The sequence below is a fragment of the Pricia mediterranea genome, from assembly GCF_032248455.1.
GTDB lineage: Bacteria > Bacteroidota > Bacteroidia > Flavobacteriales > Flavobacteriaceae > Pricia > Pricia mediterranea.
Genome location: NZ_JAVTTP010000001.1, coordinates 1,446,033 through 1,463,999, shown reverse-complemented (window position 1 = coordinate 1,463,999; position 17,967 = coordinate 1,446,033). Strand labels below are relative to the sequence as shown.

Sequence of the window (17,967 nt, the reverse complement as noted above, 5' to 3'; positions counted from 1 at the left end):
TGGTCCCTCGACTGCGCTCGGGATACCTTTTTTAGAAACAAGAAACAAGAAACAAGAAACAAGAAACAAGAAACAAGAAACAAGAATTTGGAATTTGGCCCCTCGACCGCAGCCGGGATACTTTTTTTGGAGTTTGAAAAGGATTCGGGATTTGGCCCCTCGACTATGCTCGGGATACTTTTTCTGGAATTTGAACCGAAGGTTTTTTAAGAGAAAGTTTTTCCCTCGTGGGTCGGCCAAAAACCGCGAACTAAAAAATAAACATTATGCCATTGGAAATCAGGGAATTGATCATCAAGGCCAAGGTCGATGAAAACGGCGGGGCCGCAACCGGGGGCGAAGGGGCGAAAACCGGCGAGGAAATCAAGGTCAACGAGATCGTCGAAAAGGTATTCGACATCCTTAAGCAAAAATCGGAAAGATAATGGACGAGAGCGGACAATTGATCAAGGTATTGATACACGCCTTTGACGACGAAGGTTTTCAAAGACGTTCCAAATTGGATAAAAATCCGATTTCCCTCCCGGTGAACCCCGAAAGTTTCAGCCAGAACTTCAAGGTAGAGCTGAACCAGCAACAGGGACAGGGCAATCAGGGCACCAATCCCGATTACATGGGCACCAAGCCCGAGGAGCTGAAGTTGGACTTCACCTTCGACGGCACCCAGACCATCGAGGGGTACGCCTACAACAGCGACGACCCTTCGGTAAAGGCGCAGCTCGACATTTTTATGAAGACGGTGTACGATATGAACGGGGAGATCCATCGGCCGCATTTTTTGTCCGTACAATGGGGCGATTTCACGTTTCCCTGCATCCTTTCGAACCTCGATCTCAACTACAGCCTGTTCAAGGCCAACGGAGATCCCCTGCGAATCAAGGCGAGCGCCACCTTTTTGAACTATATCGCACAACAGGAGCGGGTCGCCCGGGAGCGAAAAAAATCGCCCGATCTGACCCATGTCCGCCTGGTCAAGGCGGGCGACCGGTTAGACCACATGGTCCACACGATTTACGACGACCCCAAATACGTAACCCAGGTGGCCCGTGCCAACGGCCTGACCACCTTTAGAGAAATCGAACCGGGCGTTGAGATGGTTTTCCCGCCCTTGGATAAAACAGTGATATGAAAGACAGGATCATCCCGGTAGAGGCATCGCACAACGTATCCACCTTCGACATCTTGATCGATGGCCAACTGGTGGATCCGGGGTATCAGGTGATTTCCATTTCGATCATAAGGGAAATCAATGGAATTCCCTCTGCCAAGGTCGTGCTCAAGGACGGCGATGCGGCTGAGGAATCCTTTCAGATCAGTGAACAAGAAGAATTTTTGCCCGGAAAACCCATATCCCTAAAAATCGGACGCGACGGCAATAACGCCCAACTCTTTAAAGGGATTATCGTAAAACACGGGATACGCGTCAGGGAAAGCGGGGAGACCCAACTGATCCTCGATTGTAGGGACGAGGCCGTAAAAATGACCCTGGGCCGCCACAATCGCTATTATGAGAATCTAAGGGACAGTGAGATTATGGAAGAGGTGATCGACCGCTACGGGATGTTGGACCATGAGGTCGAGGCAACCGGCATCTCGCACAAAGAGATGGTGCAGCACCATAGCACCGATTGGGATTTCTTAATGCTGCGCGCCGAGGCCAATGGGAAACTGGTCCTATGCGACGACGGCAAAATCAACGTCAAGATGCCCAATACCGATACAGATGCCGCACTTTCAGTACTGTTCGGCGCGACCTTGATCGATTTTGAGGCGGAGATGGACGGCCGGACCCAGTGGAACGCGGTCGAGGCCAGATCGTGGGATTACGGGGCCCAAGGCCTGTTCGAGCACGAGACCGATAGCGTGGAGATCAACGAACCGGGCAATGTCGATGGGGCGGTGATGGCGGCTGACCTGTCCCCCGAAAAATACGAACTGCGGCACTCCGGGCAGGCCATCGCCGAGGAACTGCAGGAATGGACCCGGTCGATGATGCAGATCAGCCGCCTGGCCAAGATCAGGGGGCGGGCCAAGTTCACGGGATTCGGCGAACTGAAACCGGGGCAGCTGATCGACTTGCAGGGGGTAGGGAGCCGGTTTACCGGTAAGGCCTACGTGAGTGCGGTACGGCACGACGTGTACAAGGGCTCCTGGTACACCCAAGCCCAATTCGGACTGCCCCCCGATTGCTATTCGCGACAATACGACGACATCGCCGATGCGCCCGCCGCGGGCCTGGTACCCGCCATCAGCGGTCTCCAGATCGGAAAAGTGGTGCAATTGCAGGACGATCCCGACGGGGAGAACCGGATACTGGTGCGCTTGCCCATCATAGACAACGCGGCCAGGGGCGTATGGGCCAGGGTCGCCACCCTCGACGCGGGGCAGGGAAGCACCAATGGAGGAAGGGGCTCGTTCTTTCTCCCCGAGATCGAGGACGAGGTCATCGTAGGCTTCGTGAACGACGATCCCCGAGACGCGGTGGTGTTGGGAATGCTCAATAGCAGTCCCCAACCCGCCCCGATAAATGCTCAGGATGCCAATCACGAAAAGGGCTTTGTGACCCGGTCGAAAATGCGGGTCCACTTTAACGACGAGACCAAGACCATTACCATCGATACCCCGGCCGGAAACAGTATCACGCTCGACGAGGACAGTTCCTCGATCAGTATTGACGACCAAAACGGGAACACGGTTACGATGGACCCGTCGGGCATCGCGATCGAGAGTGCCTCGGACATCAAAATGGAGGCTACCGGAAAAATCGATATCAAGGCGGGGGCCGCCCTTACCCTGGCCGCTGCCCAGATGGCCATTTCGGCCCAGTCGAGTATGGAGGTCAAAGGTGCGACCGCCAAGCTTTCCTCCGACGGGATTACAGAGATCAAGGGTTCCTTGGTAAACATTAATTGATAAAACGAGAAACATGCCACCAGCGGCGCGAATATCCGATATGCATACCTGCCCCCTGTCCAACGGGCCGGTGCCCCACGTTGGCGGCCCCATCGTAGGGCCCTCGGTGCCCAACGTGCTGATCGGGGGGCAGCCGGCAGCGGTTATCGGCGATATGTGCGTTTGCACGGGCCCGCCCGATACGATCGTAAAAGGCTCTGGCACCGTGCTGATCGGCGGGAGGCCTGCCGCCCGGATGGGGGACAGTACGGCCCACGGCGGGGTCATCGTGCAGGGTATGCCCACGGTGATGATCGGGGGGTGAGATTGTCTTAGGTCGTACCCTCTTACGTCATGTTCGACAACGGGTCGTTAGGTAGAAAAGCATTAAAAAAAATTGACATAGGATATAACGGTCGCCAAGAACAAGAACGACAACAATGGAAAATAACAACAAAGCATATTTGGGCACGGGCTGGTCCTTTCCACCCGACTTCGATAAAGAGGCCGCTACCGTTACCCTGGTCAGTGCCGAAAAGGATATCGAACAAAGTCTCGAGATCCTGCTTTCCACCAGTCTGGGGGAACGGGTCATGCAGCCGGACTATGGCTGTAACCTAAAGGATTACCAGTTTGAGAGTATGGACAATTCCCTGATCGGTTTTTTGAAGGATCTGGTCGAAAGGGCCATCCTTTTTTACGAGCCCCGTATTAAGCTGGAAAAGGTCGATATCACCGAAGCTGAGTCCTTTGAGCTCATCCAGGGCATCCTCAGGATTACCGTCCATTATGAGATCGAGGGCACCAACACCCGGTATAACTATGTCTATGACTTTTACCTAAGGGAAGCCGACCGGGCCATCTGAACAATTAAAAGATTTTATGCAACAAGCGTCGAAAATAGCACATCCGTTAAAGCACCGTACCGGCACCAGCCAACGGACGAGGGTCATCGATGCCCTGGCACCCGAATCGGCCCCGATTGACGGCAAGACCCTGGCGGACCGGCTCTACCTGATTGGCGAATATGCGCGCTATATCAATTTTTACACCCACATCGACGACCCCGTGGCGGGCGAATACCAACAATTGGATTCCTGGACCTCCTTTTTTGCGGACAGCCTTCCCTTTCAATTGGCAAAGCTTGCGAAGGTCCCGACCGACGACCTGGAAAGGCGCTTCCAGGCCCTGTACGGGGGGCTCCAGGCCGATCCGACCCAACAATCCCTCGAATCCCTCCTCCGGTTTATCGACGACAGGCTGCTGACCCCCGTTGACACCCTCTACCACACCGTGGCCGCAGTCAAAAATAGTTTTACGGTACCCTTGTTGGCGACCCTAAAATCGTCGTTCGTCGAACCGGCAAAGCGCTACATCGCCCTGCATAATGCCAGCGCGACCTTTTTATGTACGGGAAAGGGGCAGTTTACCGCCTATCTGTCCCCTCCGTGGCAACTCGAGGTCAACGAGGTATATGCCCTCGATCGGCGCATACAACAGGTGCGACACGGAAAACGGGAGGCCTTTATGATCGCGGCGGAAACCTTGAACATCCTGTTCCATCAAATGCTGAACGGCTTCGGGGAGATCGTCGAGGCGGCCCCAGGGTACATCGAGGAGAGCCTAAGACCCTTGGAAGCGGAGCTGCGGCAAAGCCATGAGGCGCACCTGGCGCTGCTGTTTACCTTTTTGGAGCTGTTCCGGTATTTTCAGGGAAACATCAACGAACTCGGGAAAAAACACTTGGATTTTTTCTACCAACAGGTGTTGAGGATGGCACCTAGGGAAGCGGTGCCCGACCAAGCGCATATTGTCTTTGAGGTCGCCAAACACCTTGAGGCCTATCCGCTCCCGGAATGCCTGTTGCTTAAGGATGGCAAGGACGCCAACAAAAAGGATATCGTATTCGGCCTTGATCAGGAAATCGTATTGGACAAGGCGCAGGTCAAGGACCTTAGAACCCTTGCCCTGCCCACGGTCACCGGGGCCGACAATACCTATCTTGAGGGGGTCTATATGGCCCCTATGGCCAATTCCCTTGACGGGCAGGGAAAGGAGTTTTCCGACGACGAACCGACGAACTGGTCCACCCTGGGCTCGAAGTACAGTAAATATGTAGGGGAAGGTTCGCCCGTAGTGCAGGAGCATCCGAAGGCCCGGATTGGCTTTGTGCTTTCCTCCCCGGTGCTGCTGCTGCAGGAGGGCAGGCGCGAGATCAAGATAAGGTTGACCTGCGAACTGCCATCGGATATCGGGTTTACCGGCTCCGATATCGAAAACGCCATAAACGCACTGCAGGCCCAAAAGTGGTACACTCTGACCAAAGACCTGTTGGAAGATTGTGGAGATACCCTTTCAGAAGGGGCAAAAGCGCATCTGGAAGCCTTGCTTGCCGAAGAGCATCCCTTTATCATCGGCGAGGATTTGCGGAGCTTCCTGTTTCAAAAAGATCCGATCAGTTGCCGGCCCATGTTCGGGCAAGGCGACCGGGCGGTGCTCTGTAGGTGTCTCGACGAAAACGCGACCACCCCCGGCGGGTCTTTCCTAAGCGTTTCCCTTAGCGGGGAAAAAGACTGGGTAAGGCCGAATCCCGATAACCCGGTCGACATTTCGGTCAGTAGCTCCTCCGCCTCTGAGGTGGTACTGGAATTGGAGGTTACTTTGGAGGCCGAAGACCCCCCGGTGGTCTTTTTCGATCCGGAGAAATTGAAGGAAGAAATTGAGATAGGAAGAAACCTTCCCGCGGTAAAGATCGAACTGGACAAGGAGGCCCGCATTAAAAGGAACGCGTTTGATTGTGATGATTTGGATAAACCGGATACCCCTGTTCGGCCGGATTGCTGCCTTGAAAAGCCGCCGGTCCGCCACCAGGAGCGCTATGTATCCCTGTACCATTATTTCAGGGAACTCCGGCTCGGCGATGCCCAGATCGAGGTCGATGTCTGCGGGGTCAAGAACCTGATCGTTCAAAACGACGAAGGGGTGTTGGACCCCAACAGCCAGATCCATCCCTTTGGCATCCGGCCCGAAGTGCCGGGTTTCGACCCGATGAACCAGGTGGATCTGGGCGCCCCCGCAGACCCTGTCACCAATCCCGAACTCTTCCTGGGTCCCAGCTTTTACATAGGCAGCAAGGAAATCCTCTATAAAAAATGGGAGGCCGTCCGGGTCAACATGGAATGGAAGGAAAAACCGCACGACTTTCACGATTATTACAAGGCCTACCTCAAACACGAGGCCGATACGAACGATCCACCGGCAGGGGAGCATTTCGGGCTGTTTGAAGGCGACTTTAAGGTCAAGATCGACCTCTTGGACACCGGTACCTGGGCCCACCTCGATAAAATGGAACTGTTCAGCGAGCCCGACCTAGCTGATCTCGAATTTCAGGATCTGGACTGTGACGTGACCCAATATGCATGGCAGTTTACCAATGGCCTGACCGACCGCTTCATCGACTACGACCAACCGATCGACCTGTTCAAAAATTCACAGAACGGTTTCCTGAAGTTCACCCTGGCGGACCAAGATTTTCTACATAAGGAATACGCCTTTGTCCTGGCCCGGCAAATGCTGGCCTATTCGTATGCCGGTACCGGGGAGAACAAAAAGCTTGCGGATGCCATTTATGTCGACGATTCCAGTAAAATCGTCATCTCGCCCATCGTCGATTTCCTGAACGAGGACGAGATCATCGAGGCCGTAAGCGACCTGACCGGCGATCTGATTACCGCCGTCAGGGGCGTTTTTCAATTTATCGAAGACAACGAGGCCGCTCTAAAGGGTGATATTGCCGCTGTCAAGGAGGACATCGAAGACGCCAAGACGGCCCTCGACAACGATCTGACCCAATACTTTAACGATGTGGTCGGGGCCATCCTTGACTTCGCGGCCTCCTTTCCGGCCAAGCAGGGAGAGATCATTACCGCCCTCAACAATATAGCCATAGGCAGTGCCCAGACCGCCATCGACAACCTGAACCTCTTTTTGACGGACCTCAAGGCGCACTTTACGGATCCGGACGGCATCGATGCCCTGATTGTAGAGGTCGAACAGGCCTTCGAGGATTTCGACAACCTGTTGGACGATACGGGCATCTTCAACTTTCTCTATGGGTCGGGCTTCCAGGCCCTGATCCCGAAGGAACCCTGGACTCCTATTATCAAGAATCTGTTCCTCGATTATTCCGCAAAGGCGATCCGTGAAGATATTGCCATTACCCATCTCTACCCCTTTGAAAACACCTCGAAAGGCGAGGATATCGAACAGGTACCGACCCTGTTCCCCTACTTTGACGACGAGGGAACGCTGTTTATCGGGCTGGAGGCCCTTACTCCGGGGGGCAACCTCTCGCTGTTGTTCCAGTTGGCGGAGGCCACGGCGGATTCGGAACAGGACCGGGCCCATATCGATTGGCATTATCTGACGGGCAATACCTGGGTGCAGCTCTTGCCCGATTTTGACGTTATCGATGACGGCACCGACGGCCTTACGGTCTCCGGCATCGTGACCATCGCCGTGCCCGACGCCATTGACGACATTGGCACTACGGTAATGCCCGCGGGACTGTATTGGATCAAGGTGAGTGCCGCGGAAAATGTCAGGGCCGTGGCCGAGACCATCGGCGTCCATGCCCAGGCGGCCAAGGCGTCCGCGCGCTTAGACGATGCGAACGATACCGGCCGCCTGGAAACCGCCCTTGAAGCGGGCAGCATCACAAAACTACGGGAAGGCGATTTCAGTGTAAAAAAAGTGGGGCAACCCTATGCCTCCTTCGGCGGACGAAAACCCGAGGCAGAGGGCCACTTCTATACTCGGGTCAGCGAACACCTGAAACACAAGGGCAGGGGCCTGATGATCGGCGATTACGAAAAAACGGTATTGGAAGGTTTCTCCGAGATCTATAAGGTAAAGTGTATCTCGCATACGATGGGGCTTTCCGCCAACTCGTACCGCAGGGACCTTGAGGTGGCGCCGGGCTTTGTGGTCGTAGCGGTCATTCCCGACCTGACCAAGCTAAAGGCGGGCAATCAGTTGGAACCCAAGGCACCCCTCAGCCTGCTCGAAAAGATAGGGGACCATCTCAGGAAGCGGATATCGCCCTTCGCCCGGCTAAAGATCATGAACCCGAGGTACGAACCGGTAGACGTCTGTGTTTCGGTACGCCTGTACCGCGGAAAATCGGAAAGTTTTTACGCGAAAAAGTTACAGGATGACCTGGTGGCTTTCCTGGCACCGTGGTTCTTGGGTGATACCGAAAAACTGGCCTTCGGCGAAGAGGTGCTGTTTTCCGATGTCGTCGGGTTTATCGAAGGCTTGGAGTATGTGGATTTTATAGCGGACCTAAAGCTCGAGGGTCCGTGCGAACAGACCGGATCCCGTATCCGGCCCCTCACCGCCAGGTCCGTTTTGACCGCCGGAAAGATCTGTGTGGGCATCGATAGAGAAAAATGTTCGGAGCCATCGGTGGGGAACGGAATATCGACAGAATTGATTTGATATGGCAGATGCAGCAGAACATAACGTAAACGTGTTATCGCCCGTGGACCCCCATGTCCCGGAATTCCTCGATTTCAAAAAGCTCCGAAGGGAGGGCCTGGAGCATATCGGGGAGCTTGCGGGCAAGATGTGGACGGACCACAACGTGCACGACCCGGGAATCACCATCCTCGAGACGCTGGTCTATGCCCTGATGGACCTCGGGTATCGGACCAACCTTCCCTTTGAAGATCTCATTACCACGGATAGCGGCGCGGCTACGGACGACAACTTTCCGACCCCCCTGCAGGTCTTGACCGTCAACCCGGTTACGATTACGGACTATAGAAAACTGTTGCTGGAGGTAGGCGGGGTCCGGAATGCCTGGTTGGAACCTGCGGACCAGGAGGTGCCCCTGTTCATCGATGGCCGCCGGAACCAGCTGGACTGTAAGAGCGCGCAATACTCTGACAACCAGCGCTGTATGCGCGATTTAAAATATCCTTTTATGGACGTTCGGTTGAACGGACTCTATAAAGTATATATCGAAAAGGACACCGAACGGGTCCGCAGCCAGACAGACCATGGGAATTTGGTGCGGGAGGTGCGGCGTATCTTGATGGCCCACCGGAACCTCTGCGAGGATTTCAGGGAGGAAATATGCCTGTTGCAGCCCCTTGATATCGGGATATGCGCCGAGGTGGAGATCGCCAACGGGTTCTTGCCCGAAAAGGTCTACGCCCAGCTCATTGCCGCCCTGCGTGAATTCGTTCAGCCCCGGGTACGGTATTACACCTTAAAGGAACTGTTGGAAAAAGGACGGCCGATCGACGAAATCTTTGCGGGCCGACCGTATCGAAAGCATAGCTACGGCTTTGTCGATACCGACGAGTTCGAGGCCTTGGAACGCAGGAAGGAACTCCGCCTTTCCGACCTCTACACGGTACTTTTAGGTGTCGAGGGCGTGTTGCGGGTCAAGAACATCCATATCAATGGGGGCACGCCGCTTCCAGCCCCGGAATTCTGTCCAAAAGAGGACGGGGAGACCGGACCATGGGCCACCGGTATCCGAATTTCCGACGATCAGGTACCGGTGTTTTCCCTAGAGACCACCTGTGTTGACGTGTACGGCGAACAGGGGTATATCGCCTTGGACAAACCCAAGGTCCATAAAAGCTTTTCGTTCCCGAAAAAGTTCCATCTGCCCGAAAACAAGCTCGACGCCCAGATCCCCTCCGGTAGGTATCGCGACGATCTCGGGGCATACCGGAGCATCCAGCACGATTTTCCGGTCGTTTACGGTATCGGTGACGACGGCCTGCCCGAACGGGCCTCGTTGCTGCGAAAGACCCAGGCCCTGCAACTCAAGGGATACCTGTTATTCTACGACCAGATGCTGGCGAACTACGCCGCGCAGCTGACCCGTATCCGCTCCCTCTTCGCCCTAACGCCCGAATCCGATAGGCCATCGACCGATAGGCACACTTATTTTACGCAGCTTGCAGAGACCGTCCCAGGCCTTGAAGATCTTCTACAATCGTATGAGGCGGACGCGAAAATGGACGCCGGCGCGCGCCTGGCCCTTGCCGTGGCCCGCGACGACAAATGGCACATGGCCCTCACGGCACTCGATGCCTCGCCCCGACCGAGCTTGACCGTCTCGGGCTATTGCGACGATGACCGGGCCCCACTGGGTATCCTGACCTTTGGCTCCGCCGCCGTCCGTGCCATCTATATCGACCAGATGGTCGAATCGTTCTCGGGAGATCGGTATGAGGTCGAGGTCCTTATCGATCGCGGCGGTCATTTTTTTGTTTTATACCCCTCGCTTCCGGGCGATGTGGCCCTGGTGGGGCCAAAAAGGTTCGCGAGCTTTGGCGAGGCCTATAACGACGCGAAATCCACCGCTTTTCTCTGTGGTCTCCGGGAAAGCTATAACCCGGTATCCGACCTGTCAAATCCTGGCGGTTCCGACGTCCATTATTTCAACCTGAACTACGATCCCCTTTCCTATATGGACCTCCTTCAGGGCCTTACCGAGAATGGTACCGAATACGAAGGCCGCCGCAAGCGGTTTTTAGACCACCTATTGGCCCGGTTCGGGGAACAGTTTACCGATTACACCCTATTACAGTATCAATACAGGATGGGCGATACCGACCTCGACCGGCGTACCATCGACGATCAGTCCGACTACCTCCATCAGGTTGCGGACCTCGGTAGAAACCGGGCCAGGGCCTTCAACTATGGCGAGGCCTCATGGAACACCGATAACGTATCCGGTTTCGAAAAACGGACGTCCCTCTTGGCCGGGCTGGAAAACTACCGGCGCAGGAACCTTTGCAATTTTGAGGTATCGCAATGTTTTCGGATACAGCTGCGCGGCCCCGGGGAGAACGTCTTTTTCCACGGCAATCGCAGCTATGATACCAAGGAAGAACTCTACCGTGCCGCGGAAAGGGTATTGGTCGATCTGCGGCATCCCGCTACCTATGACCGGCTGGAAAAGGAATTGAACGGGTTTAACAGGACCACCATACACCGGCTGTTTTCGGTACGGACCGCCCAGGAAAATATCACCGTGGCCCGCTACCGGTACCATCAGCAAATATTGAATGCCGAAGATGAGGTCATCGTATTCGATAAAGGATCCAGCCTGGCCTCGGAAAAAGCGGCCCGGGAAAAAAAAGGGGAATTTATCCGTCGTATCAACGAAGGGGAGGTTCAAGTTGGGAGCCAAGGGCAACAAGAGGAGGACGGGAAGAATGGCCTGCGTAAAATCGATGAAGGGTTCCAGAGGGAAGAACAAACCAAGGAAGGCGGAAAAGGGGCAACGGACGGGGGTAAAACCCACGAGCGGACCAAAGGGCAGGCCGACGCGGAGCGCGGGGGCGCTAAACGGAAAGGAGATTCTAGGTTACGCCTACTTCCCGTAGACGGCGACTTCTACCTCGATACCGCGGCCCTGGATTTCCAAATCGGGACCCTGATCAGTTACAATTGGCATATCGACGTGCCCGGAGCGGATAGAAAGAAAAAGGGCGGGCAGGTCTTTGAAAATGAAGACGAGGCATGGGAAAAGCTGATCGGGCAAGCCGAAATCCGCGACTATCTTACCGAACACGACGATTCCTGGCATTGGAAATTGGTCATCAAGGGAAATATCGAATTGAGGGGCGCCCAATACTATCCCGATAGGCAGCGGGCGGTGACCGCGTGGCGACAGGCCAAAACCTTGGGAACCGAGGCGGCGCATTATGCCTTTGTCGAAACGGACGGCGGATCGATATTGGAACTGAGGAACGAAAAAGGGGGCCGCGTTGCCGTGTCGGGTCCACTTCCCGACAACGGGTACGACAATGAAGCCTTGATAGGGGAATGTACCCAGATATTCGGCAACAGGAACAATGCCCCTCATTACAAAAAATCGGATAAAAAATACGGTTTCCGGATCTTGGATGGCAAGAGTGCCACGATTTTGGTCTCCTATAGCTGTTTCGGGTCGCAAAGGCAGGCCCTTGAACAAATGGGCCGGGTATTTACCCTGGGTGCCCAAAAAAAGAACTACTTGCGGTCTGGCGATGAGGGCAATCCCGAATACCGTTTCCTCCTTCGGGACGACTCCGATACCTTTGTGGCCTGGCCCCCGGGGCATTTGGAAACCGCTTCCGAGAGGGACAGGGCCCTGAACACTGCCGTGCAGTTTTTAAAAAAGAACGAAAGACCCGTTTATGTCAAGGAAGAGCCCCGCCGCTATGTTTGGTCGGTATCGGACAAGGGCGGTCCCTACCTCGAGTCCGACTCGGAATTTCCTTCAAAAAACAAGGCACAGGCCGATTTTGACCGGTGTATCGTCGAGCGGGCAAGGAAAAACGGATCTAAATTCCTGGCCCCGCACCGGTACCGTTTTTACGTGCTGTCAGTGCCCTCGCGTTTCGGTTTTGTCTATGGCGGCAGCGACGAACAGGGCCGTTTCGATCCCTTGTTCAAGGGAAAGAACACCTACCCATCACATAAGGAGGCGGCCGCGGGCTATAGGGTCTTCGCGGAAAAACTGCCGGCCCTGCGTCTAGAACCCGTAACGAAAAAAGGAAGAAGGTTCGATTTCGCCCTGTTCGAAAGGGATAAAAAAACGCCCATCGCCGTTCAGTACCGGGCGGGCGGGGAGAAGGCCTCGATGGATACCGCAAGGGCGGCTGTCGGGTATATCCAGGACATCTATACGCAAGAGGGTACCCCCAGGGTGCGGTTTATCGAGGGGGAGATCGCCCAGCATCCGGAAGGAAAATACGAATGGCGATTCTATAAAAAGAACGCGCCCATCGCTAGGAGTCCCTATAACTGTGGGACCAAGGAGATGGCTGAGCGCATCAAGTTCCAGATCTGCGATGTGGTCCCCCCTATCGACCTGAAGGAATGTCCCCCGAAGAAAAAGGTGGTCTGTCCCGAAAAAAATCCCCATTTCTACCACTATCAGGTCTGTTTTACGGCCCAGGGCGACCGGGAGTTCAGGTTGATCAGTTACAGGGGCTACGAAAGTTACGAGGAAGCCGAGGCCGCCTGGGAGGCCCAGTGGTTGACGGTTATCGATGTGGCAAGGGACCCCGATAACTACGGAGAAAACGGAAAAATAAGCTTGGAGGAAACCTATCGGGACCCCGATTCCGCGGCCTGTGACGAGGTCTCCTTCTTTGCCGTGGTACCCGAGGCCCTGACTGACCGATCTGCCGACGAAGGCCTGCCTGTGATAAAATATTTTGTCGCCCTCGCCCATCTGTATCCCATTGTTCCGATTCCGGACGGCCAGAACGGGGCGGGCGGCACGAAGTACATGTACCGGGTCGTGCTCGCCGATGCCGAATTGATCGATACCGATTGCCTGATCGATCCCCTGGCGCCAACTTTAGGAAGCCTGCTTTGGGAAAGTACCGTATGTTTCGGGAGCAGTGCCGAAGCCCTTGAGGCCTACCGCCATTTTTATACCCTGGCGGGAATATCGAACAATTGTAGGGTGTTGTGCGAAAGGGGCGAATATTTTGTGGGCCTGGTGGAAGTCTTAGTGGAAAGTCTTTGCGCATACGAAAGCGAGGAAGAAGCCTGGGACGAAGCCTTTCCGAATCCCGAGGACAAGGACGCCTGCGGCGACTGCCTACCAAGGGGGGTAAGGGAGTTCGTCTATGCGGCGGAGGATGATAAAAACTACATCGTCTTCTGCGACCGTATCTATTGGAAATTCAAAGTGGTCTCCCCCGGGTACTACGTGATGGACCACGCCCGTCACTACGATTCGGAAGCGGAACGGGACGAGCAGGTGGGCCGATGGATGGAGGTCCTGAAGAAATTGGACTGGGATCGCTACTTGCCCGAAAAAGGTCCCAGAGCGGGAGAGAACACCTATTTCCCCATCCATGGTACGGACGAGGGCTACTGCATTCGGCTGTTCGTTCCGGCGGAAGGCGAGACGATCACCGAGGAGGGCCTACAGCCCTGTGGTTGCGACGATGTTGACAAGACCACCGGTACGGCGGAAATCATCGGCTTTACCGGGAGCCGTTGCTACCCCTGTTATGAGGAGGCGGTCAAGGCCTTTGGAGATTTCCGCGATCGCGTACTGCAGGGGAAGTTGTCCCCGGAACCTACTGAAAGGTCGCCGAACGGTCCCTACTCCTTCCGTCTTGTTGATGCCGGAAAGCTTATCGGTTACCATCCCCAGCAATACGAATGCGCCCAAGACGTGTTCGACGCCATAGCGGATACCAAGGCTTGTGTGCAGCAAACTGGCATGCATGTGTTGGAGCATATCCTGATGCGCCCCAAGTCCGGTGACGAATGCGGGTACCAGATCCCGATAGGCGACAACGAATTCCGGTTTAAGAGCTGCCTGCTTCCCATTTGTCCCGATTACTGCTGTAATATCGCCTGGCAACCCGATAGGGACAGGGACGATCCCTGCGCCGAGGCCAAGGTCGGGGCGGGTCCCGATAACGGAATCGGGGTGGACCCCGACACCATTTATTACTTGCCCGGCAGCGACCCCTATTCCTTTTGGGCGACCGTAATATTGCCCGCGTGGGACCGACGTTTTAGGACGAGGGACAGTAGAAAGGCCATCGAGATGTTGCTGTATAAGGAGGCACCCGCCTTGGTGGGACTGAACATCCTGTGGTTAAGTCCCCGTGACCTCTGTAAGTTCGAGGAGGTATTTAGAAAATGGCTGGATTGGAAACAAGATCCGGGGGCGGCGCTTTGCGATCCCGAGGGCATCTCCCCGAACTGTCAGTTGGTGGACTGTATCCGGGAGTTGGGCTCCGAGCCTCCCTGTGCCACCCGGCCCGGGGCGACCGGCGAATGCGAGTGCGGCCCCTCGGAGGAGGAAAGCGACGACTCCTGTTGCCTTCCGCCCGAAACCGAAGGCAGCCTGTTCTGGGGCGAATGCCAGCCCGACATGCCGGAGGGCGATGTCGCCCAAGCCTTCGAGGACTTTTCGACCGGTTCGGAACTGTCGGGGGAACCCCCCGCCAAAACCGCGACATCCAGTACCAAAAAGAAGAACGCTACAGAAAGGAAGAACGCTGTAGAGGGTGGGGAAGCCGACCCAAAACCGGGAGCATCCGATGGGGAAGAAGGCGAGGAAGTGGGAGCCGTCCCAAAACCGGGGGCATCCGATGGGGAAGCTGTCGAAAGGCCGGAAGCCGGGCAAACCCTGGACCTCGTGCAAAAAAGAAATGCCCGGTACCGGGTCAATGCTGCCGAAGGGGCCGATAAAGCCACGCAGCGGACCAAAAGCTATCAGCGGGTCCAATCCTTCCTTAAAAATCCACCAACAATTTCGGAGTACGGGAAGTTGGTAAGCTTTTTCGATCGCTATAGCCTTCACGAAGGCAACAACCTTTCGGGATTTCTGGAACTCTTAAAAAATGCGACCTGGCACCTGCTCGATATGTTGCTGCTGAAGGGGAAAAAGTTGAGCAAAAAAGATACGAAGGCCCTGAAGCAAAGCCTGCAAAAATTAAGGGCAAAGGGCTTTTCGTACGAACAGCTGCGCATGGATTGGAACCTGGACGAAATGCAAGCGTCGGCAAATAAAGAAATTAAGGCACAATTGGAGCAGCTTTTAAACTAGGGGTATGAATTAAATAGGGGATATGGATAACGGGCACCTAATCGGGAAACAGGTCATGGAGTTGGAAATTAGGGACTCTAAAAATTCCTATGCGCTGCAACAGCGTGTCAGCGACCTGGTATGGAACGCCCTGGTACCGGAAATGGAGCGCCTGTTCGACCGCTTGGTGGCCCCCGACGAAATCGTCCGGCTGTCCAGACTCGAACTGGACCTAGGGGTAATCTCCCTTGAAAAGAAGGAAATGAAAGACCTTGTAGCCCGGATTATCGGGCTCATGGAAGCACGTTGTACGGAGGCCATTCAACGCACGACAAGGGAAGATCGCACAAGTCGCACGGAACGGCTCCGGCCGGTCCATCAACCTATCCGCGGGCACCATTTTAACCTGTGGCTATACTGGTTGGAACACGGCAGCCTGCCCCCGTACGCGGTAGCGCCCCGACCCGATTGGCTGAACGGCGTACTGGAGACCCTGGCGCTGGAAGATGGGGCCATCGAACAGTTGAGGTCCCTTGCAAAAGACCGGCCCCTGGTTCTGCACCGCCTGGTGCTGCAGCATGACCTAGAAATCCTGAAATCGCTGGTCGAGCTGTACACCGGCCATTCGCAGACCGACCTGCCGGATTTTTTCAGGGAACTCCGCAGTTGGAGGGCAGGATGGCGAGCCAAAGCGCGGCAACCGGCCTGGAGGACCTTGGAAACGGAATTGTGGAAATCTGTCTTTCAACAGGTCGTTCTACGACGGGCGAAGCCGTCCGGTTCCGACCTGATGCAAACACTTGTCCGGCATCCCGAGCTCTGGCCGTACAAGTCGGAATTTATCGGGAAACCGAAGAGATATGCCCAACGCTATCCCTTGCTTTTCAAGACCTTTCAAAAGATAAAGGAAGATGACGAGGGCAACGAAAACAGGGTTCCCGCCCACCGGCCGGGATCGCAGATAAAGGAAAAAGGCCCTGCGACACCGCGGACCGAGGTCCGGGAAAGTATGGACGACCTGGTGGTCCCCCAGTTCCTTTCCCATGCCGGCATGGTGCTGCTGCATCCGCTCCTAAAGCGGTTTTTCGAAAAGTTGGGACTGCTGGAAGACACGGGGTTCAAAGATTTCGAGCGCCAATGCAGGGCGGTATTGCTGCTGCATGATCTGGCTGGAGGCGGGGAGAAAACCGCCGATTACGCCCTGGTGCTTCCCAAGTTTTTATGTGGGATGCCCGTAAACCTGCCGATAGACCATACCCTGAGGTTGACGGCCTTTGAAAAGGACGAGGGCACCCAACTGTTGCAGGCGGTAATCGACCATTGGGGCGTCTTGGGAAACACCTCCCCCGATGGACTGCGGGAAGGTTTCCTGCAGCGCGAGGGAAAATTGATCCGGGAAGCTGCCGGCTGGAAACTGTTTGTAGAGCAAAAGGCCCTTGACGTGCTGCTCGATAGATTACCGTGGAACCTGGGCCTGGTCAAACTGCCGTGGATGAAGGAACTGTTGTATGTGGAGTGGCGATAATCAATTTGTAAATGTATCAGTAGGTCAATTTGAAGATTTCAAAATGTATCAGAATGGACGTAATCAGGGGGGCTCGTTCTTCTCAGGGTTATATGGAATCGATCTGGTCCACCACATCCAATCTTTCGAACAATAAAAATAAACGGATGAAAATCATAAACAATATCAACGGCATTCCACTCCACTATGCAAGGTTGACGGGTAACCCTTATGGAACGCGAGGAATCCCACGTGATTTCGCAGTCGATGACCTGTTTTTGAAAACCTTGGAAGCTGCGTTTAAGGAGGTTTTCAAAAATTGTCCCCTTGGAGTGCCCGAAGTAATTACGACGGCCGGTATTTTGGTAAACAAACCCGGACAGCACGGCCACGGGAGGGCCTTTGACCTCGATGCTATTTTTTGGCAAAACGATACTTTGGTCACCCTCAATTTCTTGCACCAAAAGGAGCTTTATATTGGGGTCGAATCCTATTTAAGACGACATTTTGGAATCGTACTGAACTATTTTTATCCAAACCACCAAGACCATTGGCACGTCGACACCAGTGTACCCGTCGATTTTAACGAAAGCTCTCGATCGGAGACGTACTACTTGCAAATGGCCCTGAAGTATATCTTCGGAATGGAGGTTCTGGTAGACGGAAGCTGGGGACGGCAGACCCAAGCAGCAGTGAGGGCAGTTTTTGAGAGGCTCGGAATACGCCTCCCTATCACCACCAAGAAAAATTATTTGCAATTCTTGGAAACGACCGGAAACCTCGCCTTCGAACTTTCAAAGGCCGAAGCGTCGCCGGCACGATTGCTCGCCAACCTGACCGACGTGCTGCGAGGCTTACCGGTACGCTATAAAAACGGTGCGCTGGAGGCGTTGAACAGTTTTGCGGACCATCAAGAGACCGTTGAATGGCTAAACGGCCTTGATGGAGACCCCCATGCCCACGGGTAGTCGTTTACGAAGCATCGGAGAAC

Annotated in this window: 9 protein-coding genes; all 9 read left to right on the top strand. The window is 54.9% G+C overall.

Going from position 1 to position 17,967, the window contains the following annotated elements:
• Window positions 1-266: 266 nt before the first annotated feature.
• Complete coding sequence (locus RQM65_RS06190) at window positions 267-425, top strand: DUF5908 family protein (protein WP_314013463.1); 159 nt, start codon at window positions 267-269, stop codon at window positions 423-425.
• Entirely contained in the window at window positions 425-1,129 is a 705-nt protein-coding gene (locus RQM65_RS06185; protein WP_314013461.1) for a CIS tube protein, read from the top strand. Before RQM65_RS06190 ends, RQM65_RS06185 begins: the two co-directional genes overlap by 1 nt.
• Complete coding sequence (gene vgrG, locus RQM65_RS06180; protein ID WP_314013459.1) at window positions 1,126-2,913, top strand: type VI secretion system tip protein VgrG; 1,788 nt, start codon at window positions 1,126-1,128, stop codon at window positions 2,911-2,913. The genes RQM65_RS06185 and vgrG overlap by 4 nt, the downstream gene beginning before the upstream one ends.
• A gap of 13 nt (window positions 2,914-2,926) precedes the next feature.
• Window positions 2,927-3,217, top strand: coding sequence for a PAAR domain-containing protein (locus tag RQM65_RS06175; protein WP_314013458.1), 291 nt, complete (start codon window positions 2,927-2,929; stop codon window positions 3,215-3,217).
• Window positions 3,218-3,332: 115 nt separating this feature from the next.
• Window positions 3,333-3,758 carry a GPW/gp25 family protein gene (locus tag RQM65_RS06170; protein ID WP_314013456.1) on the top strand — a complete coding sequence of 142 codons (426 nt, stop codon included), beginning with the start codon at window positions 3,333-3,335 and terminating at the stop codon, window positions 3,756-3,758.
• Between the two features lie 16 nt (window positions 3,759-3,774).
• The gene (locus RQM65_RS06165) at window positions 3,775-8,391 is read left to right on the top strand and encodes a baseplate J/gp47 family protein (protein WP_314013454.1); all 4,617 of its coding nucleotides are present in this window, start codon (window positions 3,775-3,777) and stop codon (window positions 8,389-8,391) included.
• A gap of 1 nt (window position 8,392) precedes the next feature.
• On the top strand, window positions 8,393-15,493 hold the full coding sequence (locus RQM65_RS06160) for an ICP22 family protein (RefSeq protein WP_314013452.1): 7,101 nt from the start codon (window positions 8,393-8,395) through the stop codon (window positions 15,491-15,493).
• 22 nt (window positions 15,494-15,515) lie between these two features.
• Entirely contained in the window at window positions 15,516-16,997 is a 1,482-nt protein-coding gene (locus tag RQM65_RS06155) for a contractile injection system tape measure protein (protein WP_314013451.1), read from the top strand.
• Between the two features lie 146 nt (window positions 16,998-17,143).
• On the top strand, window positions 17,144-17,944 hold the full coding sequence (locus RQM65_RS06150; RefSeq protein ID WP_314013450.1) for a hypothetical protein: 801 nt from the start codon (window positions 17,144-17,146) through the stop codon (window positions 17,942-17,944).
• Window positions 17,945-17,967: the final 23 nt, after the last annotated feature.

Excerpts from the sequence above, each read along its gene's own strand:
- RQM65_RS06185 (WP_314013461.1), top strand. The coding sequence starts at position 425 with ATGGACGAGAGCGGACAATTGATCAAGGTATTGATACACGCCTTTGAC.
- RQM65_RS06155 (WP_314013451.1), top strand. The coding sequence starts at position 15,516 with ATGGATAACGGGCACCTAATCGGGAAACAGGTCATGGAGTTGGAAATT.
- RQM65_RS06150 (WP_314013450.1), top strand. The coding sequence starts at position 17,144 with ATGAAAATCATAAACAATATCAACGGCATTCCACTCCACTATGCAAGG.
- vgrG (WP_314013459.1), top strand. The coding sequence starts at position 1,126 with ATGAAAGACAGGATCATCCCGGTAGAGGCATCGCACAACGTATCCACC.
- RQM65_RS06170 (WP_314013456.1), top strand. The coding sequence starts at position 3,333 with ATGGAAAATAACAACAAAGCATATTTGGGCACGGGCTGGTCCTTTCCA.
- RQM65_RS06165 (WP_314013454.1), top strand. The coding sequence starts at position 3,775 with ATGCAACAAGCGTCGAAAATAGCACATCCGTTAAAGCACCGTACCGGC.
- RQM65_RS06190 (WP_314013463.1), top strand. The coding sequence starts at position 267 with ATGCCATTGGAAATCAGGGAATTGATCATCAAGGCCAAGGTCGATGAA.
- RQM65_RS06160 (WP_314013452.1), top strand. The coding sequence starts at position 8,393 with ATGGCAGATGCAGCAGAACATAACGTAAACGTGTTATCGCCCGTGGAC.
- RQM65_RS06175 (WP_314013458.1), top strand. The coding sequence starts at position 2,927 with ATGCCACCAGCGGCGCGAATATCCGATATGCATACCTGCCCCCTGTCC.